This window comes from Gammaproteobacteria bacterium (genome assembly GCA_019748175.1).
Classification (GTDB): domain Bacteria; phylum Pseudomonadota; class Gammaproteobacteria; order JAIEPX01; family JAIEPX01; genus JAIEPX01.
Genome location: JAIEPX010000008.1, coordinates 458,742 through 479,304, shown reverse-complemented (window position 1 = coordinate 479,304; position 20,563 = coordinate 458,742). Strand labels below are relative to the sequence as shown.

General features: G+C 38.4%; 18 protein-coding genes. 12 read left to right on the top strand and 6 right to left on the bottom strand.

Annotation, left to right across the window (positions count from 1 at the left end; translation table 11 throughout):
- Nucleotides 1-63: 63 nt before the first annotated feature.
- Entirely contained in the window at nt 64-1,275 is a 1,212-nt protein-coding gene (locus K2X50_05095) for a cyclopropane-fatty-acyl-phospholipid synthase family protein (protein MBX9586616.1), read from the bottom strand.
- A gap of 192 nt (nt 1,276-1,467) precedes the next feature.
- On the opposite strand from K2X50_05095, the gene K2X50_05090 reads away from it, so the two are divergent.
- From K2X50_05090 to K2X50_05060, 7 genes are read left to right on the top strand one after another with little or no spacing between them, the layout of a single operon-like run.
- The gene (locus tag K2X50_05090) at nt 1,468-2,718 is read left to right on the top strand and encodes an FAD-dependent oxidoreductase (GenBank protein MBX9586615.1); all 1,251 of its coding nucleotides are present in this window, start codon (nt 1,468-1,470) and stop codon (nt 2,716-2,718) included.
- Nucleotides 2,715-3,467, top strand: coding sequence for a DUF1365 domain-containing protein (locus K2X50_05085; GenBank protein MBX9586614.1), 753 nt, complete (start codon nt 2,715-2,717; stop codon nt 3,465-3,467). The genes K2X50_05090 and K2X50_05085 overlap by 4 nt, the downstream gene beginning before the upstream one ends.
- Nucleotides 3,467-4,009: a DUF2878 domain-containing protein gene (locus K2X50_05080; GenBank protein ID MBX9586613.1), complete on the top strand. Its 543-nt coding sequence runs from the start codon at nt 3,467-3,469 to the stop codon at nt 4,007-4,009. Before K2X50_05085 ends, K2X50_05080 begins: the two co-directional genes overlap by 1 nt.
- Nucleotides 4,010-4,044: 35 nt before the next feature.
- Entirely contained in the window at nt 4,045-4,761 is a 717-nt protein-coding gene (locus K2X50_05075) for a DUF1295 domain-containing protein (protein MBX9586612.1), read from the top strand.
- 36 nt (nt 4,762-4,797) lie between these two features.
- Nucleotides 4,798-5,199, top strand: coding sequence for a DUF2177 family protein (locus K2X50_05070; protein MBX9586611.1), 402 nt, complete (start codon nt 4,798-4,800; stop codon nt 5,197-5,199).
- Nucleotides 5,200-5,246: 47 nt separating this feature from the next.
- Nucleotides 5,247-6,614: a cytochrome ubiquinol oxidase subunit I gene (locus tag K2X50_05065; protein MBX9586610.1), complete on the top strand. Its 1,368-nt coding sequence runs from the start codon at nt 5,247-5,249 to the stop codon at nt 6,612-6,614.
- Entirely contained in the window at nt 6,614-7,609 is a 996-nt protein-coding gene (locus tag K2X50_05060) for a cytochrome d ubiquinol oxidase subunit II (GenBank protein MBX9586609.1), read from the top strand. Before K2X50_05065 ends, K2X50_05060 begins: the two co-directional genes overlap by 1 nt.
- A 268-nt stretch (nt 7,610-7,877) precedes the next feature.
- On the opposite strand, the gene clpB is transcribed toward K2X50_05060, so the two are convergent.
- Entirely contained in the window at nt 7,878-10,475 is a 2,598-nt protein-coding gene (gene clpB / locus K2X50_05055; GenBank protein MBX9586608.1) for an ATP-dependent chaperone ClpB, read from the bottom strand.
- Nucleotides 10,476-10,595: 120 nt separating this feature from the next.
- On the opposite strand from clpB, the gene K2X50_05050 reads away from it, so the two are divergent.
- The 3 genes from K2X50_05050 (at nt 10,596) to K2X50_05040 (ending at nt 15,927) form a co-directional block, all read left to right on the top strand.
- Entirely contained in the window at nt 10,596-11,849 is a 1,254-nt protein-coding gene (locus K2X50_05050) for a DUF4010 domain-containing protein (GenBank protein MBX9586607.1), read from the top strand.
- A 104-nt stretch (nt 11,850-11,953) separates the two neighbouring features.
- Nucleotides 11,954-12,457, top strand: a complete 504-nt coding sequence (locus K2X50_05045) for a hypothetical protein (protein ID MBX9586606.1) — start codon at nt 11,954-11,956, stop codon at nt 12,455-12,457.
- A 149-nt stretch (nt 12,458-12,606) separates the two neighbouring features.
- A complete protein-coding gene (locus K2X50_05040; protein MBX9586605.1) occupies nt 12,607-15,927 on the top strand; it encodes an ankyrin repeat domain-containing protein in 3,321 nt (1,106 codons plus the stop codon).
- 94 nt (nt 15,928-16,021) lie between these two features.
- Here K2X50_05040 and K2X50_05035 read toward each other — a convergent pair whose 3' ends face one another.
- Both K2X50_05035 and K2X50_05030 read right to left on the bottom strand, forming a co-directional pair.
- Complete coding sequence (locus tag K2X50_05035) at nt 16,022-16,324, bottom strand: hypothetical protein (GenBank protein ID MBX9586604.1); 303 nt, start codon at nt 16,322-16,324, stop codon at nt 16,022-16,024.
- Nucleotides 16,325-16,540: 216 nt separating this feature from the next.
- Complete coding sequence (locus K2X50_05030) at nt 16,541-16,798, bottom strand: hypothetical protein (protein ID MBX9586603.1); 258 nt, start codon at nt 16,796-16,798, stop codon at nt 16,541-16,543.
- Nucleotides 16,799-17,182: 384 nt separating this feature from the next.
- On the opposite strand from K2X50_05030, the gene K2X50_05025 reads away from it, so the two are divergent.
- A complete protein-coding gene (locus tag K2X50_05025) occupies nt 17,183-18,124 on the top strand; it encodes a hypothetical protein (GenBank protein ID MBX9586602.1) in 942 nt (313 codons plus the stop codon).
- Between the two features lie 57 nt (nt 18,125-18,181).
- On the opposite strand, the gene K2X50_05020 is transcribed toward K2X50_05025, so the two are convergent.
- Both K2X50_05020 and K2X50_05015 read right to left on the bottom strand, forming a co-directional pair.
- Nucleotides 18,182-18,421 (bottom strand): transposase, encoded by a 240-nt coding sequence (locus tag K2X50_05020; protein MBX9586601.1) that lies wholly within the window; start codon nt 18,419-18,421, stop codon nt 18,182-18,184.
- A gap of 202 nt (nt 18,422-18,623) precedes the next feature.
- Nucleotides 18,624-18,965 (bottom strand): alkylphosphonate utilization protein, encoded by a 342-nt coding sequence (locus K2X50_05015; protein ID MBX9586600.1) that lies wholly within the window; start codon nt 18,963-18,965, stop codon nt 18,624-18,626.
- A gap of 120 nt (nt 18,966-19,085) precedes the next feature.
- On the opposite strand from K2X50_05015, the gene K2X50_05010 reads away from it, so the two are divergent.
- Nucleotides 19,086-20,495 (top strand): DHA2 family efflux MFS transporter permease subunit, encoded by a 1,410-nt coding sequence (locus K2X50_05010; GenBank protein ID MBX9586599.1) that lies wholly within the window; start codon nt 19,086-19,088, stop codon nt 20,493-20,495.
- The last annotated feature ends 68 nt before the right edge of the window (nt 20,496-20,563 follow it).

Sequence of the window (20,563 nt, the reverse complement as noted above, 5' to 3'; positions counted from 1 at the left end):
TCCCGGTTTTAAAATCAACACCCCTGAATAGCGGGCATTGATTGATCTAAACACCCAAAATCCTTAACCGGGAGATGCTGTCGCTTGACCTGGCTCTTCAACTCGCTTCTGCAATACGACTTGCACATCACTAATGTATTGTTCGTGAAAGCCTGCCTCACAATAGCAGAAATAATACTGCCATGTACGAATAAATTCTTCGGAAAAACCTAAGCCACGTACAGTTTCAATATTGTTGAGAAAACGCTCATGCCAATGCGCTAGTGTATCAGCATAATGTTTGCCAATATCCGTTAAGCTTAGCCATTGCAAACGTGTGTGTTGGGCGATGCTTTTTCCCATGCCATGGATAGACGGTAAGCATCCGCCTGGAAAAATGTATTTCTTGATGAAATCGATATTTTTGATCGCCTGATCATAGGATTGTTCATTCATCGTGATCGCTTGTAGCATGAATAATCCGCCTGGTTTTAGCAAACTATCACATTTTTTAAAAAACTGATTGAAATGTTTATGCCCCACAGCCTCAATCATTTCAATGGAAACAATTTTATCAAATTGTCCATGTAATTCACGGTAATCTTGATTGAGTAATGTAATTTTATTCTCTAAATTAAGTGCATGAATACGCGCTTTTACATAGCGATACTGTTCGGTTGAAATGGTTGTGGTGGTCACGTGACAATGAAATTCTTGCGCCAAATGAATAGCTAAGCTACCCCATCCGGTACCAATTTCAAGTATGTGATCATGCTCGTTTGGAGAAAGTTTTTCAGCGATATTTTTAATTTTAGTCAGCTGCGCCTGGTGTAAATTCTGAACGGGGGATGTAAACACAGCAGATGAGTACATCAGCGTTTCGTCGAGAAATGTTTGAAAAAAATCATTTCCCAAATCGTAGTGCGCATGAATATTACGACGCGCTCTAGTGAGCGTGTTGCTACGTAGTCTAACTACTGCCGCACGCAGGCCTTGTAGTGCCTTTGCGAAGCGACCATCTAGATGGTTCATAACCTCTTGATTTTGTATTATAATTCTTAGCAATGCGGTAAGATCATCCGTGTGCCAATCACCTGCAATGTAGGACTCTGCTGCACCGAGCGATCCGTGCATCAATAATTTCTTATAGAAAGCATTACTATGAATATGAACTTTAGCAGACAGCCCCCCAGCGGATCCAAAAACCCATTCCTGGGTACCATCATGTACAATAATCAGACCGGATTGCAGCTTGCGTAAATTGCCTAGCACAGCATTCTTGGCTAACTTTTTCATAATCATCCCTGAGCATCGTTAGAAAAATGATACAATACCACATAAATCGCTAATTGAGCAGTGAAGAGTATTACATTGAATTTTTGATGTGTTACAATGACTTCTTAATTTACAAGAAAATTAATAATCAGTATTAAAAAAATTAATCCTAGTAAATAGTGCTGGATATAAACTTTAAACAAGGAACTGTGAATGGCTCTTAAAGAGAACATTGCAATTATCGGCTCAGGAATCTCGGGTCTTTCTTGTGCGCATATTTTAGGGCAACACGCCAATGTCACATTATTTGAATCAAACTCCTACTTTGGTGGACATACCAATACTGTCAGCGTACCCTACCAGGGCGAAGAGCATGCAATCGATACCGGGTTTATTGTTTTTAATAAGCGTAATTATCCCAAATTTACCCAACTGATCGAAAAGCTGGACGTGCCCTATCAAAACAGCGAAATGAGCTTCAGTTTCTCATCCAAACAATACCACTTAGAATATAATGGTCATAATTTACGCACACTTTTCAGTCAAAAAAGAAATTTACTCAGGCCTAAATTTTACGGTTTGTTAAAAGACATTTTGCGATTTAACCGTGATGGGAAACACTATCTATACAACGATAAAAAACAAGACTTAACATTGAAAGCCTATGTTGATTACCACAATTATGGCGAATGGTTTTGGCGCGTTTACTTGCTGCCAATGGTAGCATCGATTTGGTCAAGCACACCGCAAACAGTTGAAAACATGCCTGCGAAATTCATTTTATATTTCTTCGATAATCATGGGATGTTAAGCCTCAACGAATTACCTCAATGGCTCACCATCAAAGGTGGCAGTCAAAACTATGTCAAGGCATTACTACGGGAATTTACGGGAAAGGCCTTGAATAACGCTCACGTTAGCAAAGTCACACGTGATCTTTCCGGCATTACAGTGCATATCGGCTCAGAGCAGTTGCACTTTGACCAAGTGATATTCGCATGTCACAGTGATACAGCGTTGCAACTACTCGCAAATCCGAGCGCTGATGAAATCAACATTTTGAGCACCATTCCCTATCAAAAAAACGAAGTGGTTTTGCATACCGATGCTCAAATCATGCCTAAACGGAGAAATATTTGGGCCAGCTGGAATTACCACGCATCACATGAAGGACTTCCCACATTGACTTATTACATGAACCGATTACAAGCTTTAACGATACCGAACGATTTTTTTGTCAGTGTTAACATGACAAGCCAGGTCGAGCCTAGCCTAATTATCAAACGCTTTGAGTACGCACACCCTGTTTTTCATGAACTGGCAATTGCTGCGCAAAGCCAATTCGCAAAAATCAGCGGTCAAAACAACACTTATTTTTGCGGAGCTTATTGGTTCAATGGATTTCATGAAGATGGCGTTGCTAGTGCTGTCCGTGTATGTGAACAATTAGGAGTTTCATTTTGATCGCAGAAGGAATCTACAGCGGTAAGGTATGGCATCAACGCCTCGTCCCATTACCACATCAGTTTCGCTACCAGATGTTGATGATTGCCATCGATTTAGACAACCTATCCCAGGTCTTCACGTCAAAAAATATTTTGACACACAATCGACGCGGAATATTCTCCTTGAGAGATCGTGATCATTTTCCCGGTAGCTCGAATTCTTTGCGTGAAAATATTGTTGGGATGCTACCTGATGCCATTAAGACTCAACCTTATCGAATAATGTTAATCAGCCAACTTGCACATTTTGGTTTTGCATTCAATCCTATTAGTTTTTTTGTTATTACCTCTGCTCAAAATGATCAAATAGTGGGATTGATTCTTGAGGTACACAACACGCCATGGGGTGAACGTCACTATTATCCGCTATTTGATTTAAAAAACGAAGAGGGCGTACTACATACGCGATTTAAGAAAGTTTTGCATGTATCTCCCTTTCTTTCCATGAATTATTCCTATGCTTTTTCATTAAAACCCTCGGGCGATAGCGTCATGATCAAAATGGAAAATTGGCAGGATGACATTCCACATTTCTGTGCAGGAATTACACTAAAGCACCATCCTCTCGAATCTCATCAAATCACCTCACAATTTTTACGACACCTCTTTTCACCTTACAAAACTGTTGCAGCAATTTATTGGCATGCGTTAAGATTGTGGCTGAAAGGTGTGCCATTCTGCCCTCATCCTAAATCAGTGAAAGACTAATGCGTTTCCCAGCATATGTGCATCGCCTATTTCATTCAGTGTGTTATTATATTATTTGGTTTGTAGGTCTTTATTCTGCCGCGCAATTGCATTCGATTGTGGGTTTATTTATTACACTTATTATTTTTTTCTTGCAAATTTTTTGGCAATATCGTATCGCACAAGATACGCGTGATTTAATTCGATTAATAATTGTTTTGACATTCTGTGGTGTCTGCGTTGATAGTGTGATGGTATGGCTTAATATCTTCATTTACCAAGACAATATTTTTTATCCTTATTTATGTCCACCCTGGATGATTATGCAGTGGTTAGAGTTCGCAATAATTGTTCATGCATTACTAGAATCTCTCTGGACTCGTCCAATTTTGGCAGCTTTTTGTTGTTTGCTCGGATTTCCCTTGACTTATTTGGGCGGGGCACGCTTGGGCGCAGTCACTTTTGTGCATGGTAACTGGACTGTTATTCTGGTGGGTCTTATTTGGATGTGGTTGTTACCTGCTATCATGTATCAGCATTATCAAAAGGTACTAAGATGCTAATTGTAATCATTGCCTGGCTCAGTTTAATCGCTTTCATGTGTGCTGTTTGGTTGTATTACCGAGCAACAGGCATACCTAATATAGTAGATGTCGCATGGTCAATCGGCCATTGGCTTGCCGGCACCCTTTATTTATTTGCACATGGCACGAACACGCGTACAGTCATTCTATGGAGTGTGCTGTCGCTGTGGACACTTCGTCTCGCAAGCTATCTATACTGGACACGTGTACGTCCTCGCATCGTCGATCAACGCTATATTAAGATCCAAGATGCTACTAAGATGGCACCTGCGCTCAGCTTTTTTCTCAATTACCAACTCCAGGCATTTTTGATAATGCTGACGGTAAGCCCTTTGTACTTTGACGGTCAGTCAACCATCGCATCGTTAACATGGCTGGATTGGCTCGCAATCCCGACAATTCTTATCGCGATTATTTTCGCAACCATAGCCGATTTACAATTAAGGCGCTTCGTTAAACACCATAAAGGCCAAGTTTGTGATATCGGTCTTTGGCGGTATTCACGCCACCCCAATTACTTCTTTGAATGGCTGGTTTGGGTAGGTTTTGCACTGACGGCTTTTTCTACTCCCTATGGCTTTTGGGCAATAGTATCACCACTGACACTCTATTTGATTATGACAAAAATAACCGGACCGATGACCGAACGCGGCTCAATCGAATCAAAACCCGCAGCATACCGAGAATACCAAGCTAAAACGCCAATGTTTTTTCCTTGGTTTAAAAGTTGATATACATTCACTAACGATCCTAAGGAGGACCTTATTATGTTATTTATTAAATACTACTTCACTGCTTTCATTCTGTTTTTCATCATTGATATGTTATGGTTAGGTGTCATAGCAAAAAATCTGTATGCAGAACAAATCGGTTTTCTTATGACAGATCAGATTCGATGGGGGGCCGCATTACTTTTTTACGCCCTCTATATTACAGGACTTGTGGTCTTTGCTATTTTACCTGCAACAAAGGCTGCGAGTTGGCAATACGCGATTTTATACGGTGCGGGTTTTGGTCTGATCTGTTACTCATGCTACGACCTCACCAATTTAGCCACACTGAAAAACTGGCCGCTGCAAATCACAATCTACGATATGCTGTGGGGCACCTTTATTTCAGGAACTACGTGCATCATAACTTATTTCATCGGAAGTAAATTCTATCTTTAATTCGCAGAATAAGTTACAATGTGATCCCATTGAATGAGGGTATTATTATGACAGTAGAGTTACTTTCTCGAGTTCAATTTGGCACAACAATTGCTTTTCATATTCTATTTCCAGCCTTTAGTATCGGTTTGATCACATTTATCGCCATCATGGAAGGTACTTGGTTAAAAACACACAACCCACTTTACCTATCTATCTGCAAATTTTGGACCAAAATTTTTGCGCTAACATTTGGTATGGGTGTGGTTTCGGGAATTGTGATGGAATTTCAGCTCGGAACAAATTGGTCCGGCTATACTAATATGGTAGGACCTGTGTTGGGCCCATTATTTACCTACGAAGTTCTCACAGCCTTTTTTATTGAAGCAGGATTTTTAGGAATTATGATATTTGGCTGGAATCGCGTCAGCCCACTGTTGCATTATACTGCAACATTGCTGGTTGTAATTGGGGTAACCTTGTCCGCATTTTGGATCAACTCTGCGAATTCATGGATGCAAACACCCTCAGGCGCACATCTGGTTGATGGTAGATTTGTTGTCGATAATTGGCTTCAGGTGGTTTTTAATCCCTCAGTGATATTACGTTTTAGCCATATGATGTTAGCGGCATATTTATGCACTGCTTTTGCAATCGCAGCCATCAGCGCGCATTATTTACTGCGGCAACAACATCAAGCTTTTGCGAAAATTTGTTTTAGTTTTGCCTTGATGGCGATTACTGTATTAATTCCAACACAAATTTATTTGGGTGACGAATCTGGTTTATTAGTACTAAAACACCAGCCAATGAAAACCGCCGCAATGGAAGGCAACTGGGAGCCACAAAAAGGTGCGCCCTTATTGTTGTTTGCCATCCCTCATCAAGATACCGCGACTAATTCTTTTGAAATCGCCATTCCTAAGCTAGGGAGTCTAATTAATACCCATAGTTGGGAAGGGTATTTGCCAGGATTGAAGTCCGTGCCACCTGAAAACAGACCTAACGTATTTATCGTTTTTTGGTCGTTTCGAATTATGGTGGGACTTGGCTTCTTGATGCTGGCGGTGGCAATAACTCATTTAATATTACGATTACGTGGTAAATTATACACTAGCCGCTGGTTTTTGCGCCTATGTAAAGGACTTGCGCCGATTGGATTTGTTGCCATGATAACCGGTTGGATTACCACCGAAGTGGGTCGTCAACCTTGGGTAGTCTATGGATTATTGCGCACAGCTCAAGCGGTCTCCCCAATTCCATTGAGAAACGTAGTAATATCTTTGGTGCTCATTATTATTGTCTATGGGATTGTTTTCGGCATTTTTTATTTTCTCTATTTATTTAAAACCATTCGTACAGGTCCTATTAATCACCTAAAGATTGAACCCCAACCATTTGGCTATATGGATACACACCAACTGGAGAAACACTAATGGAATATTTACCTTTAGCCTGGGCTATTATAATTGCGTTTTCCATTGTTGTGTACGTCATATTAGATGGTTTCACCCTAGGTACCGCAATATTGATGCCTTTTCTCAGCATCAGAGAACGCGATCTTGCAATGAGCGTGCTGTTACCAACATGGGATGGTAATCAAACTTGGTTAGTATTAGGGGGTGCTTGTTTATACGGCGCTTTTCCCGCCGCATTCAGTGTATTGATGCCAGTACTGTACCTCCCTTTGATGGCGATGGTATTAGCATTGTTATTTCGCGGCGTGGTTTTTGAATTTCGCTTAAAAGACAGATCGCATGTTAAATATTGGGATCTCACTTTCACCATTGCTTCAGCAATAGTGATTTTTATTCAAGGAACAATATTAGCCAATTTCGTTTCAGGATTTGAATACGGTACAGAGCCATTATTGAATTCACGCAATAGTTTTTTCAGTCCCTTCTCTTTGTTTGTTTCTATTAGTTTAATGCTGGGTTATTGTTTACTCGGTGCAACCCGCTTAATTTATAAAACAGAAGGTGATTTGCAAGACAAAATGTATAAATTTTCTCTTTATTGTGGCTTCTCAATTATCGCGAGCATTGGCATCGTTAGTCTGTGGACGCCATTTGTGCATGAGGCGATTTTTTTACGTTGGTTCGGAAATCATAATTGGCTTCTATTGATGATTTTACCTTATATGTGTGGCATAACCTTTTTAATGTTTTGGTATTCCATCAGAAAACGCGAAGAGAATCTCCCATTTTTGTGCAGTGTGGGATTTTTTATTTATTCTTACATTGGTTTCTTGATTTGTTTATACCCTTATATTGTGCCCTATAAGCTCACGCTTTGGGAAGCTGCAGCGCCAAACGGATCTTTATATTTTATGCTATTTGGTACGGTTATCATGCTGCCAATTTTGGTTCTCTATACTGCATATGCCTACAGAGTATTCAAAGGGAAAGTCAAAAATGTTTTCGAATATTAACCTGAAGTTCATTACTTTTTTTAATAAAACCCAGTGGCGATGGTTTTTTGGCGTGTATTTGGCCAGTTTGCTCGTCATGTCAATGGTGTATACTTTAATTCATATCCTTGTAAAAATTCTCATCAAGGGTCAAATCTAAATTTGAGAGGCTCTCGCAGTATCCGTCAAACATAAATCTGACACCACCCCGCTTTACTGAGTCGGTGTCAGAATTTTTGGTTGTTAACTCCTAAAACAAGCTGAGCTTGTTTCTAACTAATAAAGAGGTTTATTGTATTGACATTGTCTCAGCCTGGCTCGCAACAAACGACAAACTATCACCTTTACGAGTCACATTAATCACTTGTCCACTGAGAAATTTACCGGACAAAATATCTTGCGCGAGCGGATTTTCAAAATACACTTGTATCGCTCTTTTCAATGGTCGTGCTCCGTAGACAGGATCATAACCAACTTCTGCCAAATAGTTCAGCGCATTATCATCAACTTTCAACGCCATATTTTGTTCCAATAATCGTTTGGCAAGGCGTTCAATTTGCAGCGCTGCAATGGTTCGAATTTGATCTTTCAATAGTTGATGGAACACAACCGTGTCATCAATACGATTAATAAATTCAGGACGAAAATGCTCACTCACAACTTTCATAACGGCTTCTTTCATAACATCGTAACCTTGGCCCGACAATTCCTGAATTGAATGAGAACCTAAATTGGATGTCATCACAATAACCGTATTTCTAAAGTCGACTGTACGACCTTGACCATCCGTTAACCGACCATCATCTAATACTTGAAGCAACACATTAAATACATCGTGATGGGCTTTTTCAATTTCATCCAATAAAATTAAAGAATAAGGTCTACGACGAACAGCTTCAGTTAAATAGCCACCTTCTTCATAGCCTACATATCCTGGTGGCGCACCAATTAAACGTGACACCGAATGTTTTTCCATAAATTCGGACATATCGATTCGAACCATGGACTCTTCCGTATCAAATAAGAACATTGCCAATGCTTTGCACAATTCAGTTTTACCAACACCAGTTGGTCCCAAAAATATAAAGGAGCCAATTGGGCGATTAGGATCTGATAATCCGGCACGAGACCGTCGAATCGAATTCGCCACGATTTTAATTCCTTCATCTTGCCCAACGACGCGACGGTGTAATTCTTCTTCCATTCTCAATAACTTATCTCGTTCACCTTCCAATAATTTTGTCACCGGGATATGCGTCCATTTTGAAACAATTTCTGCAATTTCTTCTGAAGTGACTTTATTTCTGAATAATTGCCGTTCTTTCAATTCTGAGTTACCCGCTTCTAGCAATCTTTTTTCTAGCTCTGGAAGTTTACCATATTGTAGCTCAGACATTCTCGCTAAGTCCCCTGCTCTGCGCGCAGTTTCCATTTCTAATTTCAGTTTTTCAATTTCTTCTTTGATCGACGCAGCACCTTGCAACATCGCTTTCTCAGCTTTCCATACTTCTTCTAGATCAGAATATTCTTTTTCCATTTTTTTGATTTGGTTTTCTAAATCGGATAAACGTTTTTTTGACGCCTCATCTGTTTCTTTATTCAGAGCTTCACGTTCAATCTTGAATTGAATTAATTTTCGCTCAAGCCTATCCATATCTTCGGGTTTAGAATCAATTTCCATTCGAATTAAACTAGCCGCTTCATCAATTAAATCAATTGCTTTATCAGGTAAATTGCGATCTGCAATATATCGGTGAGACATTACGGCGGCAGCAACAATGGCAGGATCAGTAATTTCAACACCGTGATGAACTTCATATCGTTCTTTTAAGCCACGTAAAATAGCAATGGTATCTTCAACACTAGGCTCTTCCACCAACACTTTTTGAAATCGTCTTTCAAGGGCAGCATCTTTTTCAACATATTTTCGATATTCATCTAATGTTGTCGCCCCTACACAATGTAGTTCACCACGAGCTAATGCTGGTTTTAACATATTACCGGCATCCATTGATCCTTCGGCTTTTCCTGCACCTACCATCGTGTGCAATTCATCAATAAATAAAATAATTTGCCCTTCTTGTTTGGATAGATCACTCAGGACAGCTTTTAATCGTTCTTCAAATTCACCTCGATATTTTGCACCGGCAATTAATGCCCCCATATCCAATGCCAACAATCGTTTATTTTTTAATCCTTCTGGAACTTCGCCATTAACAATGCGTTGCGCTAAACCTTCGACTATAGCTGTTTTACCAACACCAGGCTCACCTATTAAAACAGGATTATTTTTCGTACGACGTTGTAAGACTTGAATCGTTCGCCGAATTTCATCATCTCGACCAATCACTGGATCTAATTTGCCCTGTTCTGCTCTTTCAGTAAGATCAATCGTGTATTTCTCAAGGGCTTGACGCTGTTCTTCGGCATTAGGGTCACCGACTTTTTGTCCTCCTCGGACACTTTCAATGGCTTGTTCTATGGATTTCTTATTGGCCCCGGCTTCTTTCATAATATTGGCTAAAATCCCTTTATCTTCTAGAGCCGCTAAAATAAATAATTCACTAGCAATAAATGCATCTTTGCGTTGTTGAGCCAGTTTATCCATGATATTGAGAAGTTTCGTCAAATCATTGGAAAGATGCACTTCGCCTTCTACACCCTGAACTTGTGGAAGGCTTTCTATGGCTTTATCAAGCTTTGTTCTAATAACTGAAGCATTGATACCGGCTTGAGTCAGTAAAGAATGGGTGGCACCACCTGGTTGGTCCATCAAGGCCTTCATAACATGAACGGGTTCAATAAACTGATTATCACGACCAATGGCCAGTGACTGTGCATCAGCGAGTGCCACTTGAAATTTACTTGTAAATTTATCCATCCGCATCGCGTATCTCCTAAAATGTGCCTATACTATAGATATAGGCGGAAGGACTAATATTCAAGTATGGTTGACGAAAGTTAACTGATGCAGTTCGTGTAGGAAAAATGGAACAAGGATTGATCAATGCTCGTTAAGATGCAACCTTTCATGATTTCGTTTCTGATAGGTTTATTTATCGGTGTGGACAGAGAAAGAAGTCTACCTAAGGGGATGAAAGGTTTAGGTGTGCGCAGTTTTATAATAGTGGCGCTCCTAGGAACTATGGCCGCCTATGTAGAAGATGTTCGTATCTCAATGATTCTAAGTGCTTTTGTACTCTCAGCGATCTTACTCAGCTACTACATCACATCAAAAGGAGCAAAAGTGATGTCGAGTGTTGGCCTCACAACAACGCTCACCGGCGGCATTGTCTTCTGTTTGGGTTATATGTCTAAATTTGATATGGCACTCACTGCAGCAATAGGCGGTGGAATTTTTATATTATTATTAAGTCGAAATAAACTGCATACATTTATAAACGAAAAGATATTACCAAAAGAAATTCGGGCCGCAGCTGCATTAATGGTTATATTCCTCAGTGTGATTATTTTTCTTCCTGGATATCCAGTCGACCCTTGGGGATTATTTAATCCTCAACGTTTTGGAATGTTAATTGCCGTAATTGCCTCATTACAATTTGGCGGTTATATGATGATTAGATTGTTTGGTGATCAACTCGGGATGTTGTTCATAGGATTTTTCGGTGGATTAGTTTCAAGCACCGCGGTCTTCGCAAATTTACCGGTTTTTTTAAAAGACCGTCCTGATCGAACACGAATTGCTGTAGCAGCTGGTATTCTTGCAACAGTAGGTATGTTAACTGAGTTTTCAATAATTATTACATTAGCTGCTCATGATTTATTTCTTACCGTTCTTATTCCCGTTGCTGTCATGATGTTTATTGGTCTGGTGAGCACTCTTCTCATTTTTCACACTAAACCTAACCATGCTGATTTCGAAGAACCCCGTAACCCCCTGGATATTAAAGCAGTCATTTATTTATCCAGCATTATCGGTATTATGCTAATATTAGTAGCGTTTACAAAAAATTATTTTGGTGCCGAAGGTGTCCACTTAGTAACTTTAATTGGCGGCATTTTCGAAGTTCACGGCGTCTCATTGGCCACGGCCACACTTTACATCGGCAAACAGATGAGTTTAATTGAAGCTCACAACAATCTTTTACTCGCCCTTTTAGCAAGTTTTATCCCAAAATTTGTTTTACCTTGGACTTTCGTACGCGGGAAATTTGCTATCTTGATGTCTTGCTTTATGTTGCTCATGATCGCCGCTGGGGCTACTGCAGCTTTTCTCACGAACCCACTAGTTCTAACTTAAACGATCTAGTTTACATCTATTTCCTAACAACGCGTTACTCTTAAGATTTCGTTAATATTCGCTTGTTAGCATTGTCACGAGATTACAATTTTTTGGAGTTATTCATGACCCTCAACCGATCAGTTTCTCAAGCGATTCGCTTAGCCTCCGTCGCTATTTTATCGACACTTATGCTCTCAGGCTGTGTGCAAGCACTCGATATTTACGACGATGGATATTACCCTGCAGAACAAACCGTGGTCGTGAAACACACTCGTCCTGTCTATCATCGCGTTGAAGTTTACGAACCAAGACCTACTGTCATTATTAACCGTCAGGCCCCATACTATTACGGACCTCACTATTATCACCAGGCACCTCACGTATCAGCTCAAGTGATCATTCGCCCAAAACCTCATCATCATCACCAGCACAATACAACGGTTGTAAAGCCTTATAGTCAACGTGAAGAAGTGAATACCGCGGTTGTTAAAGACTACCGTCACAGTTCCCAGAATAATTATGAGACTCACAATGTACTACCACCCAGTAGCACTGTAGTGAAGCATCCTAAAAAAATCGTTATCCAAAGCACAGGCGATGCTCCCCCAAGCACCTTGGCTGAATAACGGATATTAAAGTGTGAAAAAGGGACCCAACCACCAGGGTCCCTTTTTTATTTTAAACTCCTTCTGTTGACCACTCATTCTGTGACCTAATTGACATTAAGTCTTTCTATGGTTACCTTTACGTCACGATTAACCCTAGGGAGAAGCTTTTGGCGGTTTTTGGTTTTGCTCCGACTCTAACACCACATTATTTAGATCGGACAGATTTACGACTTCAAATTCAGCAACATTTTCTTGATCATCAAAATACATCAACATCTGTTGTCATCACTGGAATGAACGGCTGTGGAAAAACTCAGCTTGCTGCACATATTGCTCAAGAAGCCTCAAGGTCAAAAACATACGCTTATATAGCCTGGATAACTCCCAACAGTTTAGAACATCTACACTCCTTATTAATCGCCATGGCAAAACAGTTCGATGTTCCTATAAGTGATAATACTTTTGACCTGATTAATAAAATATACAACGCTATCAGCGTACAACATAAAAATAGTCTGCTCATATTTGATGATATTAATTTTGAGCTAGAAGACCCTATGCTTTTGAGACCTGAGAAACATAATATTCAAGACGTTATCCACGCTGTATTTACAACAGTAAATCCTCAATTCTGCCCATACGCTTTTAAGATTTATGAATTCACGCAGGATGAATGCTACAACTACATTAAAATGTTTTTTCCTGAAAATGAGACTCATGATATTGATAGACTACGCGTTAAACTAGGAAATCACCCTTTAGCTTTAGCACAGGCCATGTCTTACATGCAAATGACTGGAGAAAATATCAGGGGATATATTTCATTGCTGGATGAAAAAACAAATTATCAACAACGTTTATTTGAAACTAACATCGGTGATTCCAGTAAAACAATCTGGACAACCTGGGATGTTTCTATAGAACATGTTTTAAAAACCAAAGATTCTGTCTCAAAATTATTACGCTATTGCATATTTCTCTATAATGAAAAAATCCCTAAGAATCTACTGACAACTCTATTTAAAGATAGACTAGAGTTAAATGATACCATCAGCATACTGTCGAAGTACTCACTGATTTCCAACCATTCTGAAGGCGATTACATTTCATTAAATAGCATGACTCAACAAGTACTACAACTAAAATACATGGATATACTTTTTAAAGAAATAAAAATTAAAACCTGTGTCGAAGAATTATTGGCAGCGGTAAGAAATTACTTCAATTTTGATACACGATTAATCAAAAAAGCAAGCAAAGAAATAATTGACATATTACCTCATTCGATGACGATCATTAAATTCGCTTTACAAAATAGCATACAAAATCATGATCTTTATGAAATATTACACACGCTTGGCCTATACCAGTATTTTACTCTAGGGCATCCAAGAGCGGCGATGAAAACATTAATGATCGCTCGATCAATATTGAAACAATTAGGGCAAGGATTATGCCTCCAACTGGCAAGACTAGATGCTGATCTGGCGGCCGTATACACAAGCCTAGGTCACTACCAAGATGCAATAATACATCATCAACGGTCTGCTCGCTTTTTTTATAATTATAACGCTGAATATGATAATCCTGAAATAGCATTAGCTGTCAGCAATCTAGGGGTAGCACTACAACAATCGTTATTAATTGGAAGAATTCCAGTGTCATCAGGGCTCATCACTTTTGATCAACATGTCCTATTTGGTAAAGAGAATACACAATATAAACCAGCCTATATCCTTGTACCTCAATTGACAAACGATATCGATAATATTATTACCCACCACGAGACATTACTCCATATACTTGCTGAGCATTTTGGTGAGACCCATTTTTTAATTGGAAGAGAACATTATAATCTTAGCTCACTTTATTGCTATAAAAATGATTTAGCTCAATCTCAATATCATATCAATATAGCCATTAAATTATATGAAAAACGCTGGAGCGCAAATAATATCGAGACTTTGATGGTTCATAATCTTGAGGGTATAATTCAATTTCTCACTGGCCAACTATCTCAAGCATTAGAAACCCAAAGAAATGTGTATGAAATTGCCAAACAATATCAGCAAGAAAATGAACATGTTTTTGCTAACATAATATTCCACTATGCTGCAATGTTATTAGAGAATAATCAAAAAGAAGAAGCCAAAAAATATTTTATTCAATGCGACGAAATGGAAGAACGATTCGCGCACACGAATAATATTAAAAAATCAAGCATATTGATTCAAGCAGTTAAGTATGGTTATCACCACACTGCACAATGGCTTATTGATACTGGCTTTTCTTTAATTAGTGAAAGAGACCAAGAAGGTAACACTGTGATTCATGCAGCTGCCATCACGAACTTTACCGATATTATCGATGAGCTAATTAATCGTGGCGTTAACTTAGAAGCACGAAATTCATATGGTCACACACCTCTAGGTTCAGCTATTCAGGCTGGAGCAATAAATGCTTTTGAAGCCTTGATGAAGCACTTGCCTTCGGCAGCTGATAAAGCACATCATTTAACAAATATTGACTCGCACGAATCATCTCCATTGGTTTCTGCGATAGTGACCGGCCAATACCAAATGACTGATCATCTTCTCAGAAAATATTTCGATCACCTTAAAATTGACACATTTAATGACTATGGATACAGCCCTCTTTTTTGTGCACGAATTCAAAAACATAAAAAAATTAGTGACTTATTAATTCAATATGGCGCGAGCCGTAATTTAACAAATCAATTTGGCCTTACACCAGAATCACTAATCAACATTATGTGGTCTATTATTAACTTCTCAGATGCAGATTTTCTATTGGCCACACATGACCTACAAGACTTAGTCTTATGTGGAAAAGCCCTCTTTCAACTAACCTCAAATCAGTTTTGTTTTTTACTTAATGCTTTGAAGTTTCATCCTACTATAGAGAGACTCAATATTCCAGCTCAGCGATACAGTAAAAAAATATTAAAAAGTCTTTTGGCATTAATTGAAAGTAATTCTCAAATCCGATATATCAATCTCAGCGCACATGCAATACTGAGGGATCAATATAAAATCTCTAATAATGATGCGCTATTTATTCTAAAAGCACTCAATAATAACAGCTCAATAATCCACATTGATTTCTCTAATCATCTACTGACCGAAGAAACACTCGAAATGTTTCACGAGCTCTTTAACAGAAACCGTGAACTTCAAGATAAAGAAAATCCTATCAAGAACAAAATCTACTCAGTCATTTTTGATGGCGAAGATTTGGAAATGACTCGACGCGAGGCTCAGTGTTTACTCTTACTTCATGATGGATTATCGGCAAAGCAGAGTGCAAATGAATTACATCTATCTCAGCGCACCGTCGAGATTTATCTTGATAAACTTAAAAAACGCTTTAAATCGAGAACAAAAATAGAATTGATGTCCAAGATCAACGCTCAAATAATTTCTGCTCTTCGCAATCAACTCAATGAAACTTCGACAGCAGTCAGTTAATATCTCTTTAGCGACTAATTCTATTAGCCAGTGCTTTTTTCAAGTAAGCACTGGCTTTGAAATAGATTCTGCAGTTGTGATCCACTACGAAGCTCTAATTCACTGAATCTAGGTTTAACTTATATGATTCATCATCGTACCAATTTTGTAAGTTAGTGTAGATTGCTGCCTTGCTTAATACATTTGAAATTTTCATCGTTGCCTCCTTTATTAATCCGGGAATTTCATCTTCCTTTGCTAACTTAGACTTTTCTAGATATTCATCAAGAATTCTTTCAAATTCTATATGTAATTCTTGGAATTCTGCTTGTTGTATGAATGCTGCTAAGTTAAGCGTACTTTTCCTGAATGTAGAACCATTCAAACTTTTGCTTTCAGCTTTAATTTTAGTACTCATAATCACCTCCTAACATTTAATATCTAATTACGTAACCAATTTACCATGGTTTTTTAGAATTTTAATCCGTACAAAATACGTATTAAACAATTCCTATTACTTAAAATTAACTTAAATAGGTTTCTAGAAGGGCTTTAAAGATCGTGATTTATTTTTTTAAAAAAAGACAGTTCCTGTATTAACAGAAACTGTCCTCTATTTTCTGACTGTTTATTACTACTCTTGATTTCTTGTAAATTTTGCTGCTTTTTTAAGCATTACAGCAAAATTCCATGTTGTATCGTGAATAAGTCCTGGCATGTCTTCCTCAGTGACTTGAGTTGATTTTTCTAAATAGTCATCAAGTATTTTTTCGAATTCCGTACGGAGGTGCTGGAATTCTGCTTTATGTACACTGGCTAGCAGGTTGTGAGCATTATTAATCAAACAAGTGCTCTTCAAACCAATCAACTCTGCCTTTGAACTTTTGCTCATGATGACTCTCCTTAACATATACTGCCTAAAACACGTTACTAACTTACATTAATCCTATTAAATAACCAATCCGTAAGATTACGTATCTTAACCACACCATATAATTACTACGAATCTATAACAGATTGATAATTTGTATCAATTAATAGCTTTATTCGTCTTCGTTAGATTTCTCTCATAAAAATGTCTCCGACAGTAGATAACTTTACGTATGCAACTTTTTGTCATTTTCGTTATTACGCAATAGTACTTACAAAAATATTTTAATAGTGCGTTATTTTACGTGCTTTTGCGAATTTTAAGTAATTGCTGATTTTTTTACCGTTGAACCGTGATCGATGCAACTGCATCGGCACTTGGTAAATCAACGTAGAGGTATCAGCCATGAAATCGAAATTAGTATTAAATCAAATTTCTTTAGATAATTTTCAAGTTCGTATTCCAGTAGTCGATAGCCATTCTTTCGAGAGAATTGTAAAGAGAGTCAATGACCTATCACTAGCTAAAGGAAAACGAGACAAGGGTAAAGTTCTTGAAAGTGTTCAAGATGTTGCAGAATTGGTTTCTCAAGTAGGTTCTGCTGTTAATGGTAGTGTTGCTGTCGGTGGCCTTGTAGGTATTGCATTACAATTGGTACTAAAGACAAGTCTGGCAGTAGCAAAAACCTATGCAAAACATCACGACATTCAAGCACTGACGAAAGCCATAGATTCTTCTGCCAATGCTTGTAAAGGTAAGGATTACGCAAAAGCAGTAGAAGAGGCAATTAATGCTTTACGTGAAGTTGACAACTTTAATAAGCATAAAGTAGTCGGTTTTCTGACGAATCGTGATAGCGAATTTTCAAAATACAAATTCGCATTGAGGCTGTTGCTGCAATATAATCTTGCTGCAGCGTATTATGGGCAGTTTGTTCAATCAGGTAAAACTGATTTAACATTGATTCAAGGTGCTGTAGATAGTATCGATAATATATATAGGGCTTTGCAAAAGAACTATATCGATATTTCAGCTTACCTGAAGGACGTTCATAATGACCTTCATTTGGTTCATGCGGTTGTAAAAAGTAATGAGGCTATTAACGCGTATAATAATGATAATTTAGCTGAAGCTAAAAATCTTAGTACGGGTTTGAGCTTCGATTATGGATACTACTCTTTCGACGCTAAACAAAGGGCCAAAGCGGGTGAGGAGTATCACGATGATCAAGTAGGTCTTGCAATTTGTGATGTTCTAAAAGCAAATGTTGCTCAATTTCGTCTAATACCACGTGATGAGATAGAACAACAATTCAATGACTCTTCTGTTAGCTTATCTCTAAACTAACAGATCTCAACCAGGAGGATGGTTTCAACACCATCCTCCTTTCTATTTAGTGCTAGACTATTTCTTATTGGCAAATGGATTTATCAAGGGTATGACGGACGAATTTAGAATGTGGAAGTAATTGTCCATTAAACAGTAGGCATGAACTTCTATTTTATAAATTTGTACTATTTCCGCCAATAAGTTAATAAACAATAGTCTCTGATGAACAGAGTTAAAAATCGGTTTTCTACAAGCGCCCCGATTCAACACGTGATACCACGCGCCTTCAAATTGAATTCTAAGAGGTCTAGTCATGAATGAACAATATCAAAGGCAAGAATTGAAATATATTTGTGTTTTGATTTCATTTCCTCGTATGCTCAATCAAATGGATAAATCTTAGATCTGACACCTTTCTTCTTTCTGTTTCTTTTTTTCACAACCCATTTGCATACTCGAGCCTTTACAAGGCACCTTTCTCAGGCGTTCCCGGTTAAATGGGAACCGCTGATCTTAGTTATACTTTTTTGACAAACTGAGATTTGAGCTTCATTGGACCAATCCCTTCAATTTTACAATCGATATCATGATCACCATCAACCAGCCGAATATTTTTAACTTTTGTTCCCACTTTCACGACAGATGATGAACCCTTCACCTTTAGATCTTTGATTACGGAAACGGTATCACCATCTTGCAGGATATTGCCATTCGCATCTTTAATAATGTGCGAATCATCCGCATGAATATTAGTTGACTCACTACTCCACTCATATGCGCATTCTGGACAGATCAATACCGCACCTTGCTGGTATGTATATTCGCAATGGCATGTTGGACAGGCTGGTAAATTGCTCATCACTTAATCCTTATCGTAAATAGGTTGATTATAACTCACAGACACGCATCTTTCTATTTTGTTTTATGCTAAACTATTCTTAGTAGTCTAATTATTCAAGCAAATGGATTTATCAAGAGTATGACGGACGAATTTCGAAAACAATTATTACCATGGCTGGTTGCAGTCGCCTTTTTCATGGAAACCCTTGATACCACGATTCTCAATACCGCTGTACCAACCATAGCAAATTCGCTCTCTGTTCCTCCATTGAGTATGAAAGCAGTTCTAACAAGCTACACCTTAAGTTTGGCTTTATTTATTCCCATTAGTGGCTGGGTTGCAGATCGCTTTGGAACACGACGAGTGTTTGCTTCTGCCATCGGACTCTTTATTCTTGGATCTTTTCTATGTGGCATATCCAATAACATCCATCTACTCGTTGCATGTCGGATTTTGCAAGGATGTGGAGGCGCCATGATGTTACCCGTTGGTCGCATCACCATTGCCAGAACTTTTGCACGATCTGAACTTGTCCGGGCGATGAGTTTTGTAGCCATTCCAGGTCTCATTGGCCCAATGATTGGCCCTCTGGCAGGAGGATTTATCGTCAATTATTTTCATTGGAGCATTATCTTTTTTATTAATATTCCTATTGGATTGCTGGGATTATATTTTGTGTATCGTTATCTACCTAACTATCGCACCAAAGATAATCCCCCCTTAGATCTCAGTGGATTATTACAATTTAGTTCAGGCATTGCGTTGCTCTCTTATATACTAGAAGTTTTTGGCGAAAACACATTAAATACTTCAGAAATAATCGGTTTGTTATTTATTACAATTATGTTGCTAATAGGCTATTTTTTACACGCAAATCGAATAAAATTTCCTCTACTGCGACTTAAATTATTTCGCATTCGCACATTTAGAATTGCTGTAGTAGGCAGTTATATTACTCGATTAGGAATTGGAGGAATTCCCTTTCTTTTTCCTCTCTTATATCAAGTTGGGCTAGGATTTTCACCGATCCAATCAGGGTTATTAATGATACCTCAAGCACTGGCAGCGATCAGTTTTAAATTTGTGATACCCTCAATGTTAGCTCGTTTCGGGTATCGAAATGTTTTAGTGATAAATACTGCCTTAATTGGTCTCATTACCCTGCTATTTACAACATTTGATTCCAGTACACCCGTGTGGGAAATAATATTGATTATGTTTTGTTTCGGTTTTTTAATTTCCACGCAATTCACCAGTATGAATACTCTCGTATTTGCAGATATCGTCAACACCGAAACCAGTAATGCAAGCACCATCGCTAGTACCATGCAACAAATGTCTATGAGCTTTGGTGTTGCACTCGCATCACTGCTAACAGCTTTATTTATTCCTGATCGCTTACACTCCTCAGCACCCCAAATGATTTATGGCATCCATGAAGCCTTTTTTATCGTTGGTCTCCTCACCATTATTTCAAGCTTAATTTTCTTACAATTGCGGGATAATGACGGAGAGTCTGTTAGCTTACATAAAACGATACTCCCTTAAGGCCAAAAAACAGGAAAACATACCGTGTGTATACTATAATCAATAGTATATCTTGGAAAAGGACCTAG